The following is a 16,429-nucleotide window of genomic DNA, read 5'->3' on the forward strand; positions in this document are numbered from 1 at the left end:
GGGCACGGGGCCCCGTCCTCAATAAAGTTCCGCCACCGCTTCGGCGGCGCGGGCGCGCAGGCCGGCCAGGTCGAGGCCGGGAATGGCGCCATCGCGCACCCGCACCCGTCCGTCCACCAGCAGGTGGCGTACGGACGCGCTGCCGCCGCCGGCCACCGGCGCGATGGCCGGGTCGTGCATGCCGAAGTAACGCGGCTGGTCCAGGTCGTAGACCGCCAGATCGGCGGCCTTGCCCGGCGCCAGTTCACCCACCTGGTCCAGGCCGAGCACGCGGGCACCGCCGGACGTGCCCCAATGGATCACGTCTTCCACGGTGACCGCGTCGGCGCCGCCCAGGGCGCGATGGATCATCCAGGTGGTGTGCGCCTCCTGGATCATGTCGGCGGCCTCGTTGGAGGCGGCGCCGTCCACCGCCAGGGAAACGGGAATACCGCGGGCGGCCATCTCCGGCACCCGGGCGATGCCACTGCCCAGCCGGCAGTTGCTTTGCGGGCAATGGGCGATGCCGGTGCCGGTTTCCGCCAGAATCGGCAGTTCCGAATCGGCCACGTGCACCATGTGCGCGAACCACACGTCCTCGCCCAGCCATTCGTTCTCGCCGCAGAATTCCACCGGCGTCATGCGGTGCACGTCGCGGCAGTACTCCACGTAGTTGAAGGTTTCCGACAGGTGGCTGTGCAGGCGCAGCCCCAGGGCACGACCGGCGCGGGCCAGTTCGCGCAGGGTCGAGGGGTCCACGGAGAAGGTCGGCGTGGTGGGTGCCATCACCACCTGGCGCAGGGCCCGGGGGCCACTCTGGTGGTAGCGCGCCGCCAGCCGTTCCACGTCGGCCACGTACTGGTCCAGCGTCTCCGGCCGCAGATCATTGGGGTAGCCGGGGTGCCGGCCCTGTTCGGTGGCGCCGCCCCGGCAAAGGGTGAAGCGCACGCCGAGGCGCCCGGCCACCTCGAACAGCACGTCGCCCATCTCGCTGTCGAGGCCGCCGTAGTAGATGTAATGGTGGTCGGCGCAGGTGGTGGTGCCGGACAGCAACAGTTCCGCCAGCCCCACCTCCGCCGCCACTTCCAGATGGCGGTCGCGGATGCGCGTCAGGCGCGGATAGGGCACCGCCCCCAACCAGCCGAACAGCGGCTCGTTGATGCCTTCCGGCACCGCCTTGAGGACGCTTTGAAACAAATGGTGGTGGGTGTTCACCCAGCCGGGATAGACCACGCAGCCACGGGCATCCAGCACCTCCTCGCCGGCCGCCGGGGTCAACCCGGCGGCCATGTCCGTGATCAGGCCGTCACGCACGCGGATGTCCACCGCGCCGGCGCGGGCGGCGTCGCCCGCCCGGCCGGTCATCACCGCGTCCGCGCCCTGGATCAGCAGGTCGGTCACGACGCCTTCTCCTGCTTCACCGGAATGCGCGCGTGGTCGCTGCGTGCTTCACTTTCGCCGAAGCGTTCCAGCAGCGCCTTCATCATCTTGCGCATCACCATGCCGGGCTGATCCGAGGGCATGTGTTTTTCCTCGCCGCTGGCGGTGTCCAGGGGCACGTCGTAATCGGTGCTTTCCAGCACCCGCTTGTCTTCCTCGGTGACCTGCCGGTCGAAGGCGATGATCTCCGCCTCCGGTGCCTCCTGCTCGCTGTCGCTGCGGAACGCCCACTGGCAGATCATCGAATGCTCATCGTCGATGGGCGTGGCATAGGTGACGATGGAGTGCACCAGACCGTTGGGATAGCGAATGTTCAGCCGCCGCCCGAACGGCATGTACCAGTTGCTGGTCATGTGGCGCACGGTGGTGTCGCTGTCCATCTGCAGCAGCTTTTTCTGGGATTCCGGGTTGTTCACCGGCGCCTTGGTTTCGAAGTGAAACCCGTACTCGCCTTCCTTGATGTTCAGGTCGGCGGGGATCGGCTTGTCGAACTGGCCGAAGCTTTCCCGGTGCACGAAGCTGAAGTGGGCGTTGTCGAAGGAGTTCTCCATCAGACGCAGGCCGGCGGTGCGCCACACCTCGTGGAACTGATGGAACATGCGATAGCCCGGCTCCTTGGCTTCCGGCATGTCGGGAATGTCGGTAAGCGGTTCACCCAGGCAGACCCAGACGTAGCCGTAGCGCTCGTCGGCCTTGAAGGCCGGCACCTTGGCGCGGCCGGCGGGGCGGTCCGGGGTTTGCGGGATTTTCTTGCAGGCGCCGGTGCCGTCGTAGTTCCAACCGTGGTAGGGGCAAACGATGTTGTCACCCTCCACCCAGCCCAGGGACAGTTTGGCGCTGCGGTGGGCGCAGCGGTCCTCGGCGGCCTGCGGCTTGCCCTGGCTATCCAGCCACAGCACCAGATCCTGATTGAGCAGACGGAACGGCTTCGGGCCGTCGTTGAGTTGCGCCATCGGAATCACGGGATACCAGAAGCGGCGCAGGACGGGTTGTTGGGTTACTAGCATGGCTCATCTCCTATGGACGAGGCAGCCCCCGCCGAGAGCCTGTTCGCGCTCTTTAAGGCCGGCTTTTCCTCACTGTTGGCGGAAGGTTGAACGCGGCGCGGGCCTCCGCCATTCGGACCCGCGCCGGACATCAATAGGACGCGGCGCGTCGGCTCACCAGATAGTCGCCGGTCAGGATCGGCGCGTAGCGACAAGCGTTGTCATCACTCACGCACTGATCGAGCACACGGATTTCCGCCTCGTTGTCCGGGTCGTTGAAAAAGGCCACCGAATAGCGGGCACGGCCGCCGCCGGCGTGCTCGGGCAGACGCACGCGGTGCAAAGTGGAGCGGTACACATCGTTGGTCCAGCGGGCCATGATGTCGCCGGTATTGATCACCACACCGCCGGGCACCGGATCCACCGGTACCCATTTACCGTCGGCGTCGCGCACTTCCAGGCCGCCGATGTCGTCCTGGAACAGCAAGGTCACGCTGCCGTAATCGGTGTGCCCGCCGGCCCGCGCCTGGCCACGCTCGGCCTGGAACGCTGGCGGCAGCGGCGGATAATGCAGCAGCCGCAGAATCTGGCTGTGGGTGCGATGACGATCGCGGAAGTAGCCGGGTTCGGTACCCAGCCCCAGTTCGAACGCCTCCAGCACCCGCATGGACAAATCCGACACCGCCGCGAAGAAACCTTCCGTGGTGGCGCGGAACGCCTCCTGGCCCGGCGGCCAGCGATTCACCTGTCCGTAAAGAGCCGGCTCCCGGATCTGAAAACTTTCCTTCAGGTCCGGCGCGCGCTTCACATCCAGGCGCTCCTTGCCCACCGCCACATAGCCGGTGTTGGCATCGGTGTCGTCATAGGCGAAGGCGGCTTGCGCCTTGACCGTGTCCGGCAGCGCGAAGAAGTCCCGCTGGGCCTGGAACAGCGCCTTGAGCTGATCGTCCGGCAGGCCGTGGCCCACCAGACACATAAAGCCCACATCGCGGGCGGCGCGGTCGATGGCCGTGACCACCGCCGCCCGCTCGCCCTGTTCGCCGTCGAGAAAAGGGGCGAAATCGATCACCGGCACCCGGGTCGCACTCATGGCAGCACCGGCTCCTCGGGCAGGAATTCCAGGGTGTAGGCCTTTTTGTAGTCCAGGTCCTTGGGCACCATGCCGGCCTTGGCCATGAAATCGAAGGTGGCTTTCCAGCGCGCGTCGGTCATCACGCCGAGCCCCTTGGTTTTGGCGTCACCGCCGGCCACCAGGCCGTAGTCCTTCATTTTCTCGATGCCGAAGGCGATCTGCTCATCGGTCATCTGCGGGTTGTCCTGCTTGATCAACTTATTGGCCGGCGCCGGATCCTGGAAATAGCTTTTCCAGCCTTCCATGGACGCCTGCACGAAGCGGCGCAGCACCTCAGGTTTCTCCTCCACCCATTCCCGGGTGGTTTCCAGGGTCTGCGCGTAGGGCGGGTAACCGTACTCCGCGAACAGGAACACCGACGGCGTCACGCCGCCCTTCTCCATGGCGAACGGTTCGGAAGTGACATAGCCCTGCTGCACCACCGACTTGTCGGCCAGAAACGGCTGCACGCTGAAGGTGTAGGGCCGGATCATGTCGTCGGTAAAGCCGTAGTTGGCTTCCAGCCAGGGCCAGAAGGTTTGCTTGGCTCCGGAGAACACGTACACCGGCTGGCCCTTGATCTCTTCCAGGGATTTCACGTGGGGATGCGCCAGCAACGCCTGGGGGTCGCTCTGGAACGGCGCGGCGATGGTCACCACCGGCAGATCCTGCACCAGGGATTTGATGTTGCGGATCGGGTAGCCCATGGTGATGTTTTGCTTGCCGGCCAGCAGCAGCTGAACGTTATTGACCTGCGGCCCGCCCATCTCGATGTCCACGTCCAGGCCGTACTTCTTGTAAATGCCGGTGGCCTTGGCCTGATAGAAACCGCCGTGCTCCGCCTGGGCGAACCAGTTGGTGCCGAACACCACCTTGTCGGGCTCCGCCGCCCCGGCCAGCGCCGCCGACAACAGACCCGCCCCCAGCGTCACACCGGACAGCAGCCGCCGGCCCCGTTTCCACCACCCTTCGAAATGCGTTCCCCGTGCCTTTGTCATGGTGCGCTCCGTATAAAATGTATACAGCTTGGTATCCAGACTCAGATACCCGGGAAGAGGCAAAGGCTGTGCCAGCTTTGTGGGTATTGCCGGAAGCCTTGCGGCACGCGGCCTGGGGGCGAAAAGGAAGGAACAGCGGCGGAGCAAGGACGCACCGGGGTGGCGCGCCCGTGCCGTCTTTGTGCACAAGATCGCGCCCTTGGCGACCTTGTGCACGGCGGCTGGCTCAGGGCAGTACCGGCTCCTCGGGCAAAAATTCCAGGGTATAGGCTTCCTTATAGTCCACGTCGTCGGACACCAGGCCCGCCTTCACCATGAACTCAAAGGTCTTCTCCCAGCGCGCATCGTTCATGTAGCCGATGCCCTTCTCGCCGGCGTCGCCACCGGTGACGATGCCGTACTCCTTGAGCTTGGCCAGACCGTAGGCGAGCTGCTCATCGGTCATCTCCGGATTGTCCTTCTGGATCAGCGCATTGCCCGGCGCCGGATCGTTCAGATAGCTCTTCCAGCCTTCCAGCGTGGCCTGCACGAACTTACGCACCATCTCCGGCTTCTCCTTCACCAGCTCCCGGCGGGTCTCCAGAGTCGCCGCGTACGGCGGGTAACCGTAATCCGCGAACAGGAAGAAATTGGGCGTCACACCTCCCTTCTCGGCGGCGAACGGCTCGGAACTCACATAGGCCTGCTGCACCAGTTCCTTATCCGCCAGGAACGGCCCCAGACTGAACGTATACGGCTTGGCCTGGGAATCCTTGAACCCGTACTCCGCCTGCAGCCACGGCCAGTACGTGGACCGCGCCGACGTGGAAATCAGCACCGTGCGATCCCCCACGTCCTTCAGATCCTTCACCTGCGGATGGGCGATCAAACCCTGCGGATCCTTCTGAAAACACGCCGCCACGCTCACCACCGGCAACCCCTCGCCCACCGCTTTGATATTGCGCAGCGGATAGCCCATGGTGAAATCGTACTGACCGGCCACCAGCAACTGCAGACCATTCACCTGCGGCCCGCCCATCTTGATGGTCACATCCAACCCGTACTTCTCATAAATCCCGGTGGCCTTGGCCTGATAAAACCCGCCATGCTCGGCCTGGGCATACCAACTGGTCCCCACCGTCACCTTCTCCGCGGCCCCCGCCGCGCCGACGCCGGCCAGCCCCAGCACCGCCACCACCGCCGCCCCCAGGCGCCGGCACACACCACTCTTCAACATCACGCGCATCAGTGTTCTCCGTCAGATTGCTTGCGTTCGCTTCGAACTCTCCTTTCGTATACAAGCAACCTTCATGCCCACCCACCGACACCGCCCCCTCACCAAACCGGTGCACCCACCCTGAAGCCGCCCGGAGCCGTGTGGCCGGTGTCGCCCTCCCCGGACCGTCGTTGGCCAGGGATGGCCAACGCGAGCCTACAAGGACGTATTCACGGCGTGTCCGGGATGGGGCCCACTCCCGCTCCTGCGGCCCCGATGGAGAAAAAACCTTCACTCCCCATACGCCGCCAACTCCACCGACCCGGGCTCCGGCACTACCTGCCCCACCAACCGCCCCACCCGCGCCCCCAACGCAAACGCAATCGCCCGCTCGTTATCATCCACCCCGCGCGTCCCATCGAACCCGGTCACCGCCGACGCCCCATACGGCGACCCGCCCTTGGTGGTCCGCACCAGCTCCGGCACGCTGTGCGGCACCCCCACCAGAATCATGCCGTGTTGAAAAAACGGCAGAAGCAACGTGATCAAGGTCACCTCATTACCGGAATGCATGCCCCCGGTGGAGGTAAAGGCCGCACCCAACTTGCCGATCAACGCCCCCTGCCGCCACAACGGCGCCACCTCATCGATAAAGGCCCGCAACGGCGTGCTCATCAACCCGTAGCGGGTCGGCGAGCCCCAGACGATGCCGCGCGCCCAGATCAGATCCTCCTGGCTGGCCCGGGGCAGCGCCCGGTACTCCGCCTGCGCCGCCAGGAAATCCGCCCGCTGGGCATCGACGCTGTACTCCGGCGGCTCGATGTCGACGCGCCGCAACCGCACCTCCGCCCCCTCCGCTTCGGCACCGCGCACCACCGCGCGGGCCAGTTCCAGGGTGCTGCCATAGCGGGAATCACAGATCACACAGACACGTCGTGGTTCGGAAGGTCGCGATTCGGACATGAGCGTCTCCGGTTTGCGGTAAGGGATTGCCCCGAATTGGAGCCTGGCGCTGTATACAGGCAAGGCCCGTGCCACGCCGGAGGGCGGAAAGCGCCGCGCCCGGCCCGGCGACACGCACCGCCGCGGCGCATCGAAACACCATTCCGCACCACGCCGGCCCTTGGCCGGCAAGGCTTGCCGCACGCCCATAGAGCGACTAAAAAGGTGTATACATTCCCCCAAAAAAGAGGTCGCGATGGCGCAGCCCCTTCTGATCCGTGCCAGCCTGCTCAATCCGGTGGACGCCGACCACTGGGTGTTCTACCGGGACGGCGGCGTGCTGGTGCACGAAGGTCGCATCCTCGGCGTGGGCGCCATGAGCGAGTTCCGCCAGCAGCCGGTGGGCGCCATGCTGGAACTGGACAGCCTGCTGGTGCCGGGCTTCGTGGACGTGCACATCCACTGGGTGCAGCACCACGTGCGCGGCCGCTTTCAACGGGATCTGATGGAGTGGCTACGCAACCATATCTGGCCCGAGGAAATGGGCTTCGACAACGAACTGTTCGCACGCCGCCACGCGCAGAATTTTTTCCACGACACGGTGCGCGCCGGCACCACCCTGGGCATGGCCTACTCCAGCCCCCATGTGCGCGCCCTGGAAATCGCCGCCAGCGAAGCCATCGGCGACTGGGTGCTGGGCAACTCGATCATGGAAAAGGCAGCGCCGGAGCCGCTCTGCCGGGCCAGCCCGGACAACGCCGACCAGGTGGCGCCGCTGCTGAAAAAACTGGGCCGGGAACACTACGCGGTGACGCCGCGTTTCGCGCTCAATTGCAGCGCCGCTCTGATGCGCGACCTGGGCGATCTGGCCCGGCGGGAAAACGCCCTGATCCAGACCCATCTCTCGGAATCGGTGAACGAAGTTCGCGAAATTCGCGAGGCCTTTCCCGAAGCCCAGGACTATACCGACGTCTACGACCGGGCCGGCCTGCTGGGCCCGCGCTCGGTGCTCGGCCACTGCATTCATCTCAGTACCCGGGAACACCAGACCCTGGCCCGGCGCGGCGCCTGGATCGCCCATTGCCCATCGTCCAACGAGGCGCTGGACAGCGGGCGCATGGACCTGCAGGCGATACGCCGCCACGGCATTCGCTACGCGCTGGCCTCGGACGTGGGCGCCGGGCCCAGCCACAGCATGCTGCACGTAATGCAGCGTTTCCTGGCCCAGCACCGCGACGCCGGTGTCGACGTGAACGCCCGGGAGGCGCTTTACCATGCCACCCTGGCCGGCGCCGAGTGCCTGGGCCGGGGCGATCGGGCCGGCAGTTTCGCGCCCGGCAAGCGCGCCGACTTCGTGGAGCTGCCGCTGCCCGACGGAAGCGGCGGCCCGGACCACTGGTTTGAATCCCTGCTGGCCGGTGAAGCCCGGGATCTGGAAGAGCGCCCGCTGCGCACCTGGATCGAGGGGCACCCCATGGAAACCGACTTCGACGACGAGGACGACGACCACTGGCCGCCGCCGGACTGGGATTGATGTCGATCAGCCGCCGGCGCGGGCGGCCAGGCGCAGCCGCGCGATGCGGTTGACCTGGGCCACCGCGGTGGCGCGCTCGGTGTCCGCGTCGTTGTTCAGACGCGCCTCGAAGGCCTGAAGAATCTCCCGCCGGTGCAGGCCGCGCACCGCCACGATAAAGGGAAAACCGAAACGCGCCCGGTAGGCCGCGTTGAGTGTCTGGAAGCGCTCGAACTCCTCCTCCGTGCATTGGTCCAGCCCGGCACCGGCCTGCTCGGCGCCGGAGTCGGCGGTGAGCGCCTCGCCCACCGCCAGCTTGCCGGCCAGGTCCGGGTGGGCGCGCAGCACCGTCAATTGCGCGCCGGCATCGGCGGCGTCGAACACCGCCGCCAGCCGCGCCGCCAGCCCCTCAACGGTATCGTCCCGCGCGCTCAGTCCGGCGCGGTGGGCCTGGCGGGCGATCCAGGGGGAGTGCTCGTAGACGTCGCCGTAACAGGCCACGAAGGCGTCCTCGTCCAGGGTGCTGGGGCGCGGCGACAGCCGCTCGGTTTCAGCCATGCTGCGTCATCCAGTGTCGGGCGATATCGAGGCGCCGGGCCACCCAGACGTCCGGGTGGGCGCGCACGTGGCGCAGAAACCTTTCCAGGGCGGCGGCGCGTCCCGGGCGCCCCGCCAGACGGCAATGCAGCCCCACCGACATCATGCGCGGCCCCTCCGCGCCCTCCCGGTAGAGATAATCGAAGGTATCGCGCAGATAGCGGAAGAACGGCTCGCCGTCGCCGAACCCCGCCGGCGAGGCGAACCGCATGTCGTTCACATCCAGGGTATAGGGCACCACCAGATGGCGCTGGTCCGCCACCCGGGTCCAGAACGGCAGATCATCGTTGTAGTCGTCGGCGTCATAAAGAAAACCGCCGTGCTCCACCACCAGCCGCCGGGTATTGGGGCTGGTGCGGCCGGTGTACCAGCCCAGGGGCCGGTGGCCGGCGGCGCGGGTCAGCGCCTCCACGGCACGGCCGATGTGTTCCGCTTCCACCGCCTCCGGCACGTATTGGTAGTCGATCCACCGATAGCCGTGGCTGCAGATTTCGTGGCCTTCATCGACCAGGGCGCGAATCACCTCGGGATGGCGTTCGGCGGCCATGCCCACGGCGAACACGGTGAGCGGCAGCCGATAGCGCCGGAACAGGCGCAGCAGGCGCCAGACGCCGGCCCGGCTGCCGTACTCGTACAGGGACTCCATGCTCATATGGCGCACGTCGGGGCGCGCCTCGACCCCCGTCATCTCAGAGAGAAAGGATTCCGACGCGGGGTCGCCGTGCAGCACGCAATTCTCACCGCCCTCTTCGTAATTGAGCACGAATTGCACCGCCAGCCGGGCGCCGCCGGGCCAGCGCGGGTCCGGCGGCGTCGGACCGTAGCCGATCAAATCACGGGGGTAGCCGGACGCCGGCTCCTGTTCCGCCATGTGCCTGTCTCCTTTCACTGGCCGGATCTCGCTGGCCGGATCGAATTGCACCTGTATACATCTTTGTGGTTTTATTGTCGACATTGCAAAACACAATATCGAGGAGCGACCCATGGGGCGTCTCACCACGCACGTGCTCGACACCGCCAGCGGGCGGCCCGCCACCGGCCTGGCCCTGGAACTGTGGCGCCTGGACGATGAACGCCTGTCCCTGATCGGAGAATGCAAAACCGATGCCGACGGCCGCTGCCCGTCGCCGTTGCTGGAAGGGGAGGCGTTCACGCCCGGGCGTTATCAGCTGCTGTTCCGGGCCGGTGATTATTTCCGCGACCGGAACCCGGGCGACGCCCCGCCGGAGCCGGCGTTCCTGGACGAAGTGATCGTGCGTTTCGGGGTCGCCGACGCCGACCGCCACTATCATGTGCCCTTGCTGCTGTCGCCCTACGGCTACAGCACCTACCGGGGGTCCTGACCATGGAAGGGCATCTCCATGAGTGGGCGAACCTGCTGATCCGCTGGCTGCACATCACCGTGGGCGTGGCCTGGATCGGCGCCTCGTTCTACTTCAACTGGCTGGAGAATCAGCTGGAGCGCGACGGCGACAAACCCGAAGGCGTGGAAGGCACCCTGTGGGCGATCCACGGCGGCGGCTTCTATCACCTGCAAAAATTCCAGGTGGCGCCGGCGCGGCTGCCGGAGCGTCTGCACTGGTTCAAATGGGAGGCCTACTACACCTGGATCAGCGGCTTCCTGCTGCTGGCGGTGGTCTATTACCTGAACGCCCGCACCAACCTGATCGACCCCTCGGTGGCGGACCTGTCGCCGCTCGCCGCCAGTCTGATCGGTCTGGCCACCCTGGCGCTGAGCTGGCTGGTCTACGACGGCCTGTGCCGCTCGCCGCTGGGGCGCAGGCCGGTGGCGCTGGCCGCCGTGCTGTTCGCGCTGCTGGTGCTGCTGGCCTGGGGGCTGAATCAGCTGTTCAGCGGTCGTGGCGCCTATATCCACGTGGGCGCCGCCATCGGCACCTGCATGGTGGCCAATGTGTTCTTCGTGATCATCCCCGGTCAGCGCGCCATGGTGGCGGCCATGCAGGCCGGCCGCGCGCCGGACGGCGCCCGGGGCCGGGCCGGCGCCCTGCGCTCGCGGCACAACAACTACCTGACCCTGCCGGTGCTGTTCATCATGATCAGCAACCATTTTCCCGGCACCTACGGCAGCCACTGGAGCTGGCTGATTCTGGTGGCCCTGGCGGCGGTGGGCATCGTTATTCGCCATTACTTCAACGTGCGCCACCTGCCCGGCCGCCATTGGCCGCTGCCGGTGCTGGCGCTGGCCGGCCTGGTGACGATCGTGGCGGCCACCGCGCCGGTGGCTTTGCAGAAGGACGGCGGCGACGGCGCCGGCCCCACGGTGCCGCTGGCCCAGGTGCGCCCGGTGATCGAGCAACGTTGCGCGGTGTGCCACGCGGCCCGGCCCTCCTTCGGTGGTTTCGCGACGCCGCCCAAGGGCATTCGCCTGGACGACGACGACGCCATCCGCCAGCACCGCCGGCAGATCGGTCAGGTGGCGGTGCGCACGCACATCATGCCGCCCGGCAACATTACCGGCATCACCGAGCAGGAGCGCGCGCTGCTGGAACGCTGGCTGAACCAGACGGCGCCCTGAGGGTGACCGCGCGCGGTCACCTTGCGTGGCCAGGACAAGATGTATACATTTCGGGCTCGACGCATTTCGGGTTCGACCCAGAGGTTTCCTTCCATGGCCACGGCTCCCGACTCCGGCAAGTTCCCCTCCGCCGCCACCCTGGCCCCCGCCCGGGGCGCGCGCAAAGCCAGTGACCAGACCATCTACGATTCAATCTACGAGGCGGTGCTTACCCAGCGGCTGCCGCCGGGCTCGCGGCTGCCGGAGGTGGCGCTCAGCGAGATGTTCGGCGTGAGCCGCTCCATCGTGCGCAAGGCGCTGACCCGCCTGACCTCCGACCATGTGATCGAACAGCGCCCCAACCAGATGGCCATGGTGGCGCGCCCGGACGTGGAGGAAACCCGGCAGATTTTCGCCGCCCGGCGGCTGGTGGAAAGCGAGGTAATGCGGCTCACCGCCGGCACCCTGAGCAAGGCGCGGGTGCAGGAACTGCGCAAGCTGGTGAAGGATGAGAAGGCCGCCCACGACAGCGGCCGCGATCAGGACCGCGTGCATTGCTCCATGGAAGTGCATCGTTTCCTGGCCCGGCACTGCCCCAATCAGGTGCTGGGGCGGATGATGCGTGACCTGGTTTTGCGCACCTCCATCGTCATCGCCCTGTACAAATCCCCGGGCATCACCGCCTGTTTTCTGGGCGACGACCACGGCCGCCTGGCCACCCTGATCGCCAAGGGCGACGGCGAGGCGGCGGCGGCCCTGGCCCACGACCATCTGGTGGCGCTGGAAAACCTGCTCGACCTCAACGACGACAGCCGCCCCATCGATCTCGCCAGTATTCTGCGCCCGCCTTCCTGATTCCGGCACGGCTCCTGCTTGTCGTCAGTGATCCCGATTTCTGTATACAGTCCGATCTCTGCACCTCAAGGAGCCACGCATGCCCCGCACCCTGCTGCTGAAGAACGCCACCCTGGTCGCCACCCTGGACGACGACCAGGGTGAGATCGCCGACGGCGCCGTGCTGATTACCGACAACCGCATCAGCGCCGTGGGCGCCACCGCGGACCTGCCGCACAGCGCCGATGAGGTGATCGACCTGCGCGGTCATGTGGTGATTCCCGGGTTGGTGAACACCCACCATCATATGTTCCAGTCGCTCACCCGGGCGCTGCCGGCGGCGCAGAACGCGGAGCTGTTCGACTGGCTCAGCGCCCTGTTTCCGGTGTGGGGCAACATCACCCCGGAGATGATGACCGCCTCGGCCACCACCTCCATGGCGGAGCTGGTGCTGTCCGGCTGCACCACGGCGGCGGACCACGCCTATCTGTACGTGAACGGCTCGCGGCTGGAAGACAATCTGGAGGCGGCCCACGCGGTGGGGCTGCGCTACCACGGCGTGCGCGGGGCGATCACCCTGGGCCGGAGCCAGGGCGGTCTGCCGCCGGATCAGGTGGTGGAGCAGGACGAGGACGCGGTGCTCAAGGAGATGCAGCGGGTGGTGGAGACCCACCATCAGCGCGCCGACGACGCCATGATCCAGGTGGCCCTGGGCCCCTCGTCCCCGTTCACCGTGACCCCCGACCTGATGCGGCAAAGCGCCCTGCTGGCCCGCGACCTGGGCGTGCTGATGCACACCCACACCGCCGAGAACAGCAAGGATCTGGCCTTCAGCCAGGAACGCTACGGCATGACCCCGGCGCAGTTCGCCGAGCACACCGGCTGGGTCGGCGAGGACGTCTGGCACGCCCACTGCGTGCACCTGGACGACCACGGCATCGACCTGTTCGGCCGCACCGGCACCGGCGTGGCCCACTGCCCCTGCTCGAACATGCGCCTGGCCTCCGGCATCGCGCCGATCCGCAAGATGCTGGACCATGGCGTCAAGGTCGGCCTGGGCGTGGACGGCACCGCCTCCAACGACGGCAACGACCTGCTCGGCGAAGCCCGCCAGGCGATGCTGGTGGCGCGGGTGCGCCATGAGGACCCCACCGCCATGAGCGCCCGCGAGGCGCTGTGGCTGGCCACCCGGGGCGGCGCCCGGGTGCTCGGCCGGGATCACGCCATCGGCCGGCTGGCACCGGGCTACTGCGCCGACCTGATCGCCTTCGACCTGAACGACATCGCCTACGCCGGCGGCCAGATCGATCCGCTGGCGTCCCTGCTGTTCTCGGCGCCGCGCCGGGTCAGCTACAGCTTTATCAACGGCCGCAAGGTGGTGGACCGGGGCCGGCTGGCCACCGTGGACCTGCCCCGCCTGGTGGAAAACCACAACCGCCTGGCACGGCAACTGATCGGCGCCTGACGGTGCCGGCCCACGCCGGGAGAATGCCCATGAGCACCGATTTCGACGCCCTCCGGGTCGACCAGGACGCCCTGCCGATCATCGACATCTCCGGCCTGCGCTCGCCGCGCGCCGCCGAGCGCCGGGCCGTGGGCCTGGCCCTGCGCGCCGCCTGCACCGACAAGGGCTTTTTCTATATCCGCGAGCACCGCATCGATCCGGCGCTGCAGGCGCGGGTGTTCGAGGCGTCGCGCGCCTTCTTCGCCCTGCCCATGGAGCACAAGCGCCAGGTGGACATGGCCCATTCGCCGGCCAACCGGGGCTACGACCCGCTGCGCGGCCAGACCCTGGAAGCCGGCGCGCCGCCGGACCTGAAGGAGAGCTATTACATCGGCGAGGAGCGCGGCCCGGACGATCCCAAGGTGCGCGCCGGCAAGTTCAATCACGGGCCCAACCAATGGCCCGCCCAGGTGCCGGACTTCCGCCCGGCCATCGAGGCCTACTACCAGGCCATGACCGCCCTCAGCGAGCGCATCATGGCCGGCCTGGCCCTGTCCCTGGATCTGCAGGAGGACTTCTTCGCGGACTTCTGCGTGGAGCCCCAGGCCATCGTCCGCCTGCTGCACTACCCGCCGCAGCCGGCCAATCCGGCCCCCAACGAAAAGGGCTGCGGCGCGCACACCGACTTCGGCGGCATCACCCTGCTGCTGCAGGACGACAACGCCGGCCTGCAGGTCTGGGACGAGGCCGGCGGCGGCTGGCTCCACGCCGACCCGATTCCCGGCACCTACGTGGTCAACCTGGGCGACATGATCGCCCGCTGGACCAACGACCGCTATCGCTCCACCGTGCACCGGGTGGTGAATATTTCCGGGCACGAGCGGTACTCGGTGCCGTTCTTCTATTCCGGCAACCCGGACCATGAGGTGCGCTGCCTGCCCGGCTGCCTGGCACCGGGTGAACAGCCCAAGTACCCGCCGGTGACGGTGGAGCAGCACCTTATGGAAATGTATCGGCGGACCTATGCGTGAGGCGCCGACGTTGTCAGAGCCGGTACGCGATCTGATTCTGATTCACGGCGCCTGGGCCGCCGCCTGGGTGTGGGACGATCTGCTGGCGCCGCTGCGCGCGGCCGGCTTCCGGCCCCGGGCGGTGGAACTGCCGGGCAACGGGCACGGTCCGCTGGGCGGCCTGGACGCCGGTCTCGACGATTACGAGAACACGGTGCTGGCGCTGCTCGATACCCTGCCCGGCCCGGTGGGGCTGGTGGCCCATTCCGGCGGCGGCGTCACCGCCACCCGGGTGGCGGAACGGGCGCCGGAGCGGATCGCCGGCGTGGCCTTCGTCGCCGGCATGATGCTGCCCTCCGGCACCGGCTTCGCGGACATCACCGCCGCCCTCAAGGCCGACCACCCGGAGGCCGCCGGCATCGTGCCGCACCTGCTCTGGAACCAGGCACGCGGCGCCAGCCGGGTGCCACCGGAGGCCGCCCGGCGCATCTTCTTCCAGGATCTGCCCGAGGCCGCCGCGCGGCGCGCCGCCGGGCGCCTCACTCCGCAACCGGAAAAAGCCCGCGCGGCGGTGCCGGTGTGGAGCGCCGGACGGTTCGGGCGGGTGCCACGCCTGTATGTGGAAGCTCTGCGCGACCGCTCGGTGGTGCCCGCCGCCCAGCGGCGCATGCAGGCGCTGGTGCCCGGCGCCCGGGTGGTGTCCCTGGACACCGGCCACGCGCCCCAGGTGGCCGCGCCGGCGGCGCTGGCGGAAGTGCTGGGCGAGTTTTTCCGCGACCCCGCCGCCGGCCCTCAAGGCGCCTGAAAAGCCCGAATGGGCACAAGCTTTGCATACACTTCCGTATACAGAACATAACGAGGAGTGACGCCATGAAGGTTCGTGCCCTGCGATCCATTCTGTTTGCCTTGGGGGTAAGCACGCTGACGGCCGGCGCCCAGGCCGCCGACAAAATCCGCTGGCTCAACGACTGGCTGCCCGCCGGCGACAAGGCGGTGATCTATCTCGGCGTGCAGGAAGGCCTGTTCAAGGACGCCGGCATCGAGGTGGAGATCATGACCGGTCGCGGCTCCAGCGACGTGGTCACCAAACTCGGCACCGGCGCCGGCGACATGGGTTCCGGCGGCCTGTCGGCGCTGATGCAGGCCAAGGCCGGCGCCGAGGTGCCGGTGACCGCGGTGATGTCGATCTACACCCGGCAGCCGGACGCGGTGTTCGTGGCGGAAGGCGCCGGCATCGACGACCTCAAGGATCTGCAGGACAAAACCCTGGCCACCGCCACCTTCTCGGCCTCCAACGTGACCTGGCCGCTGGTGCTGGAGGCCAATGGCATGACCCCGGACGCGGTCAAGGTGCTGAAGGTGGACCCGGGCGCCATGGGCCCCATGTTCGCCACCGGCCGGGTGGACGGCACCATCAACTGGATCACCAAGCTGCCGGCCTTCCAGGCCCTGGCGAAGGACGCCGGCAAGACCGTCAAGGTGCTGCCCTGGTCGGAATACGGCTTCAACGGCTACGGCCTCTCCATGTTCGCCTCCGATCGTCTGATCGAGGAAAACCCGGCCCTGGTGAAGAAGTTCGTGGCGGTCTACAAGCAGGCCCTGGAGATGGCCGTGGCCGACCCGGCCAAGGCCGGCGCCGCCCTCAAGGCGATGGTGCCGGACATCGACGCGGACATCGCCGCCGAGGAATTCGCCGTCTCAGCGCAGCTGATCGATACCGACATCGCCAAGCAGGACGGCCTGGGCGCCTTCGAGCCGGAGCTGCTCAAGGAAACCTGGGCCTGGGTGGCCAAGGCCCAGAACCTGCCGGCGGATGCGCTCGATCCGGAAGACGCCGTGACCCGCGCATTCATCCCGGAGTGAGC

The 16,429-nt window shown here is 67.5% G+C and carries 16 protein-coding genes; 8 read left to right on the forward strand and 8 right to left on the reverse strand.

Annotated features, from left to right (window positions below; translation table 11 throughout):
- Positions 1–18: 18 nt before the first annotated feature.
- From IM760_RS06165 to wrbA, 6 genes are all read right to left on the reverse strand, one after another.
- On the reverse strand, positions 19–1,380 hold the full coding sequence (locus IM760_RS06165) for an amidohydrolase family protein (protein WP_204427658.1): 1,362 nt from the start codon (positions 1,378–1,380) through the stop codon (positions 19–21).
- Positions 1,377–2,426: an aromatic ring-hydroxylating dioxygenase subunit alpha gene (locus IM760_RS06170; RefSeq protein ID WP_204427659.1), complete on the reverse strand. Its 1,050-nt coding sequence runs from the start codon at positions 2,424–2,426 to the stop codon at positions 1,377–1,379. The genes IM760_RS06165 and IM760_RS06170 overlap by 4 nt, the downstream gene beginning before the upstream one ends.
- A 130-nt stretch (positions 2,427–2,556) precedes the next feature.
- Positions 2,557–3,495, reverse strand: a complete 939-nt coding sequence (locus IM760_RS06175; protein WP_204427660.1) for an isopenicillin N synthase family dioxygenase — start codon at positions 3,493–3,495, stop codon at positions 2,557–2,559.
- Entirely contained in the window at positions 3,492–4,514 is a 1,023-nt protein-coding gene (locus IM760_RS06180; protein ID WP_204427661.1) for an ABC transporter substrate-binding protein, read from the reverse strand. The genes IM760_RS06175 and IM760_RS06180 overlap by 4 nt, the downstream gene beginning before the upstream one ends.
- Before the next feature lie 226 nt (positions 4,515–4,740).
- Positions 4,741–5,739 carry an ABC transporter substrate-binding protein gene (locus IM760_RS06185; RefSeq protein ID WP_204427662.1) on the reverse strand — a complete coding sequence of 333 codons (999 nt, stop codon included), beginning with the start codon at positions 5,737–5,739 and terminating at the stop codon, positions 4,741–4,743.
- 261 nt (positions 5,740–6,000) lie between these two features.
- Positions 6,001–6,672: an NAD(P)H:quinone oxidoreductase gene (gene wrbA, locus IM760_RS06190; RefSeq protein ID WP_204427663.1), complete on the reverse strand. Its 672-nt coding sequence runs from the start codon at positions 6,670–6,672 to the stop codon at positions 6,001–6,003.
- Positions 6,673–6,907: 235 nt separating this feature from the next.
- Here wrbA and IM760_RS06195 point away from each other — a divergent pair, with 235 nt between their 5' ends.
- Positions 6,908–8,185, forward strand: a complete 1,278-nt coding sequence (locus tag IM760_RS06195; protein WP_204427664.1) for an amidohydrolase family protein — start codon at positions 6,908–6,910, stop codon at positions 8,183–8,185.
- Positions 8,186–8,191: 6 nt separating this feature from the next.
- On the opposite strand, the gene uraD is transcribed toward IM760_RS06195, so the two are convergent.
- Both uraD and puuE read right to left on the reverse strand, forming a co-directional pair.
- Positions 8,192–8,722, reverse strand: a complete 531-nt coding sequence (gene uraD, locus IM760_RS06200) for a 2-oxo-4-hydroxy-4-carboxy-5-ureidoimidazoline decarboxylase (protein ID WP_204427665.1) — start codon at positions 8,720–8,722, stop codon at positions 8,192–8,194.
- Positions 8,715–9,632, reverse strand: a complete 918-nt coding sequence (gene puuE, locus IM760_RS06205; protein WP_204427666.1) for an allantoinase PuuE — start codon at positions 9,630–9,632, stop codon at positions 8,715–8,717. The genes uraD and puuE overlap by 8 nt, the downstream gene beginning before the upstream one ends.
- A 112-nt stretch (positions 9,633–9,744) precedes the next feature.
- Between puuE and uraH the strand changes: the two genes are divergently transcribed.
- The 7 genes from uraH to IM760_RS06240 all read left to right on the forward strand — a co-directional run bounded on the left by uraH (position 9,745) and on the right by IM760_RS06240 (position 16,427).
- Complete coding sequence (uraH, locus tag IM760_RS06210) at positions 9,745–10,104, forward strand: hydroxyisourate hydrolase (RefSeq protein ID WP_204427667.1); 360 nt, start codon at positions 9,745–9,747, stop codon at positions 10,102–10,104.
- A gap of 2 nt (positions 10,105–10,106) precedes the next feature.
- Positions 10,107–11,297: a urate hydroxylase PuuD gene (locus tag IM760_RS06215; RefSeq protein WP_204427668.1), complete on the forward strand. Its 1,191-nt coding sequence runs from the start codon at positions 10,107–10,109 to the stop codon at positions 11,295–11,297.
- A 93-nt stretch (positions 11,298–11,390) separates the two neighbouring features.
- A complete protein-coding gene (locus IM760_RS06220) occupies positions 11,391–12,131 on the forward strand; it encodes a GntR family transcriptional regulator (protein WP_204427669.1) in 741 nt (246 codons plus the stop codon).
- A 79-nt stretch (positions 12,132–12,210) separates the two neighbouring features.
- Positions 12,211–13,575 carry an 8-oxoguanine deaminase gene (locus tag IM760_RS06225; protein ID WP_204427670.1) on the forward strand — a complete coding sequence of 455 codons (1,365 nt, stop codon included), beginning with the start codon at positions 12,211–12,213 and terminating at the stop codon, positions 13,573–13,575.
- Positions 13,576–13,604: 29 nt separating this feature from the next.
- Positions 13,605–14,585 carry an isopenicillin N synthase family dioxygenase gene (locus IM760_RS06230; protein ID WP_204427671.1) on the forward strand — a complete coding sequence of 327 codons (981 nt, stop codon included), beginning with the start codon at positions 13,605–13,607 and terminating at the stop codon, positions 14,583–14,585.
- A gap of 10 nt (positions 14,586–14,595) precedes the next feature.
- The gene (locus tag IM760_RS06235) at positions 14,596–15,369 is read left to right on the forward strand and encodes an alpha/beta fold hydrolase (protein WP_204427672.1); all 774 of its coding nucleotides are present in this window, start codon (positions 14,596–14,598) and stop codon (positions 15,367–15,369) included.
- A gap of 65 nt (positions 15,370–15,434) precedes the next feature.
- The gene (locus tag IM760_RS06240) at positions 15,435–16,427 is read left to right on the forward strand and encodes an ABC transporter substrate-binding protein (protein ID WP_204427673.1); all 993 of its coding nucleotides are present in this window, start codon (positions 15,435–15,437) and stop codon (positions 16,425–16,427) included.
- Positions 16,428–16,429: the final 2 nt, after the last annotated feature.

The sequence above is a fragment of the Alloalcanivorax marinus genome, from assembly GCF_016906305.1.
GTDB classification, from domain to species: Bacteria; Pseudomonadota; Gammaproteobacteria; order Pseudomonadales; family Alcanivoracaceae; genus Alloalcanivorax; species Alloalcanivorax marinus.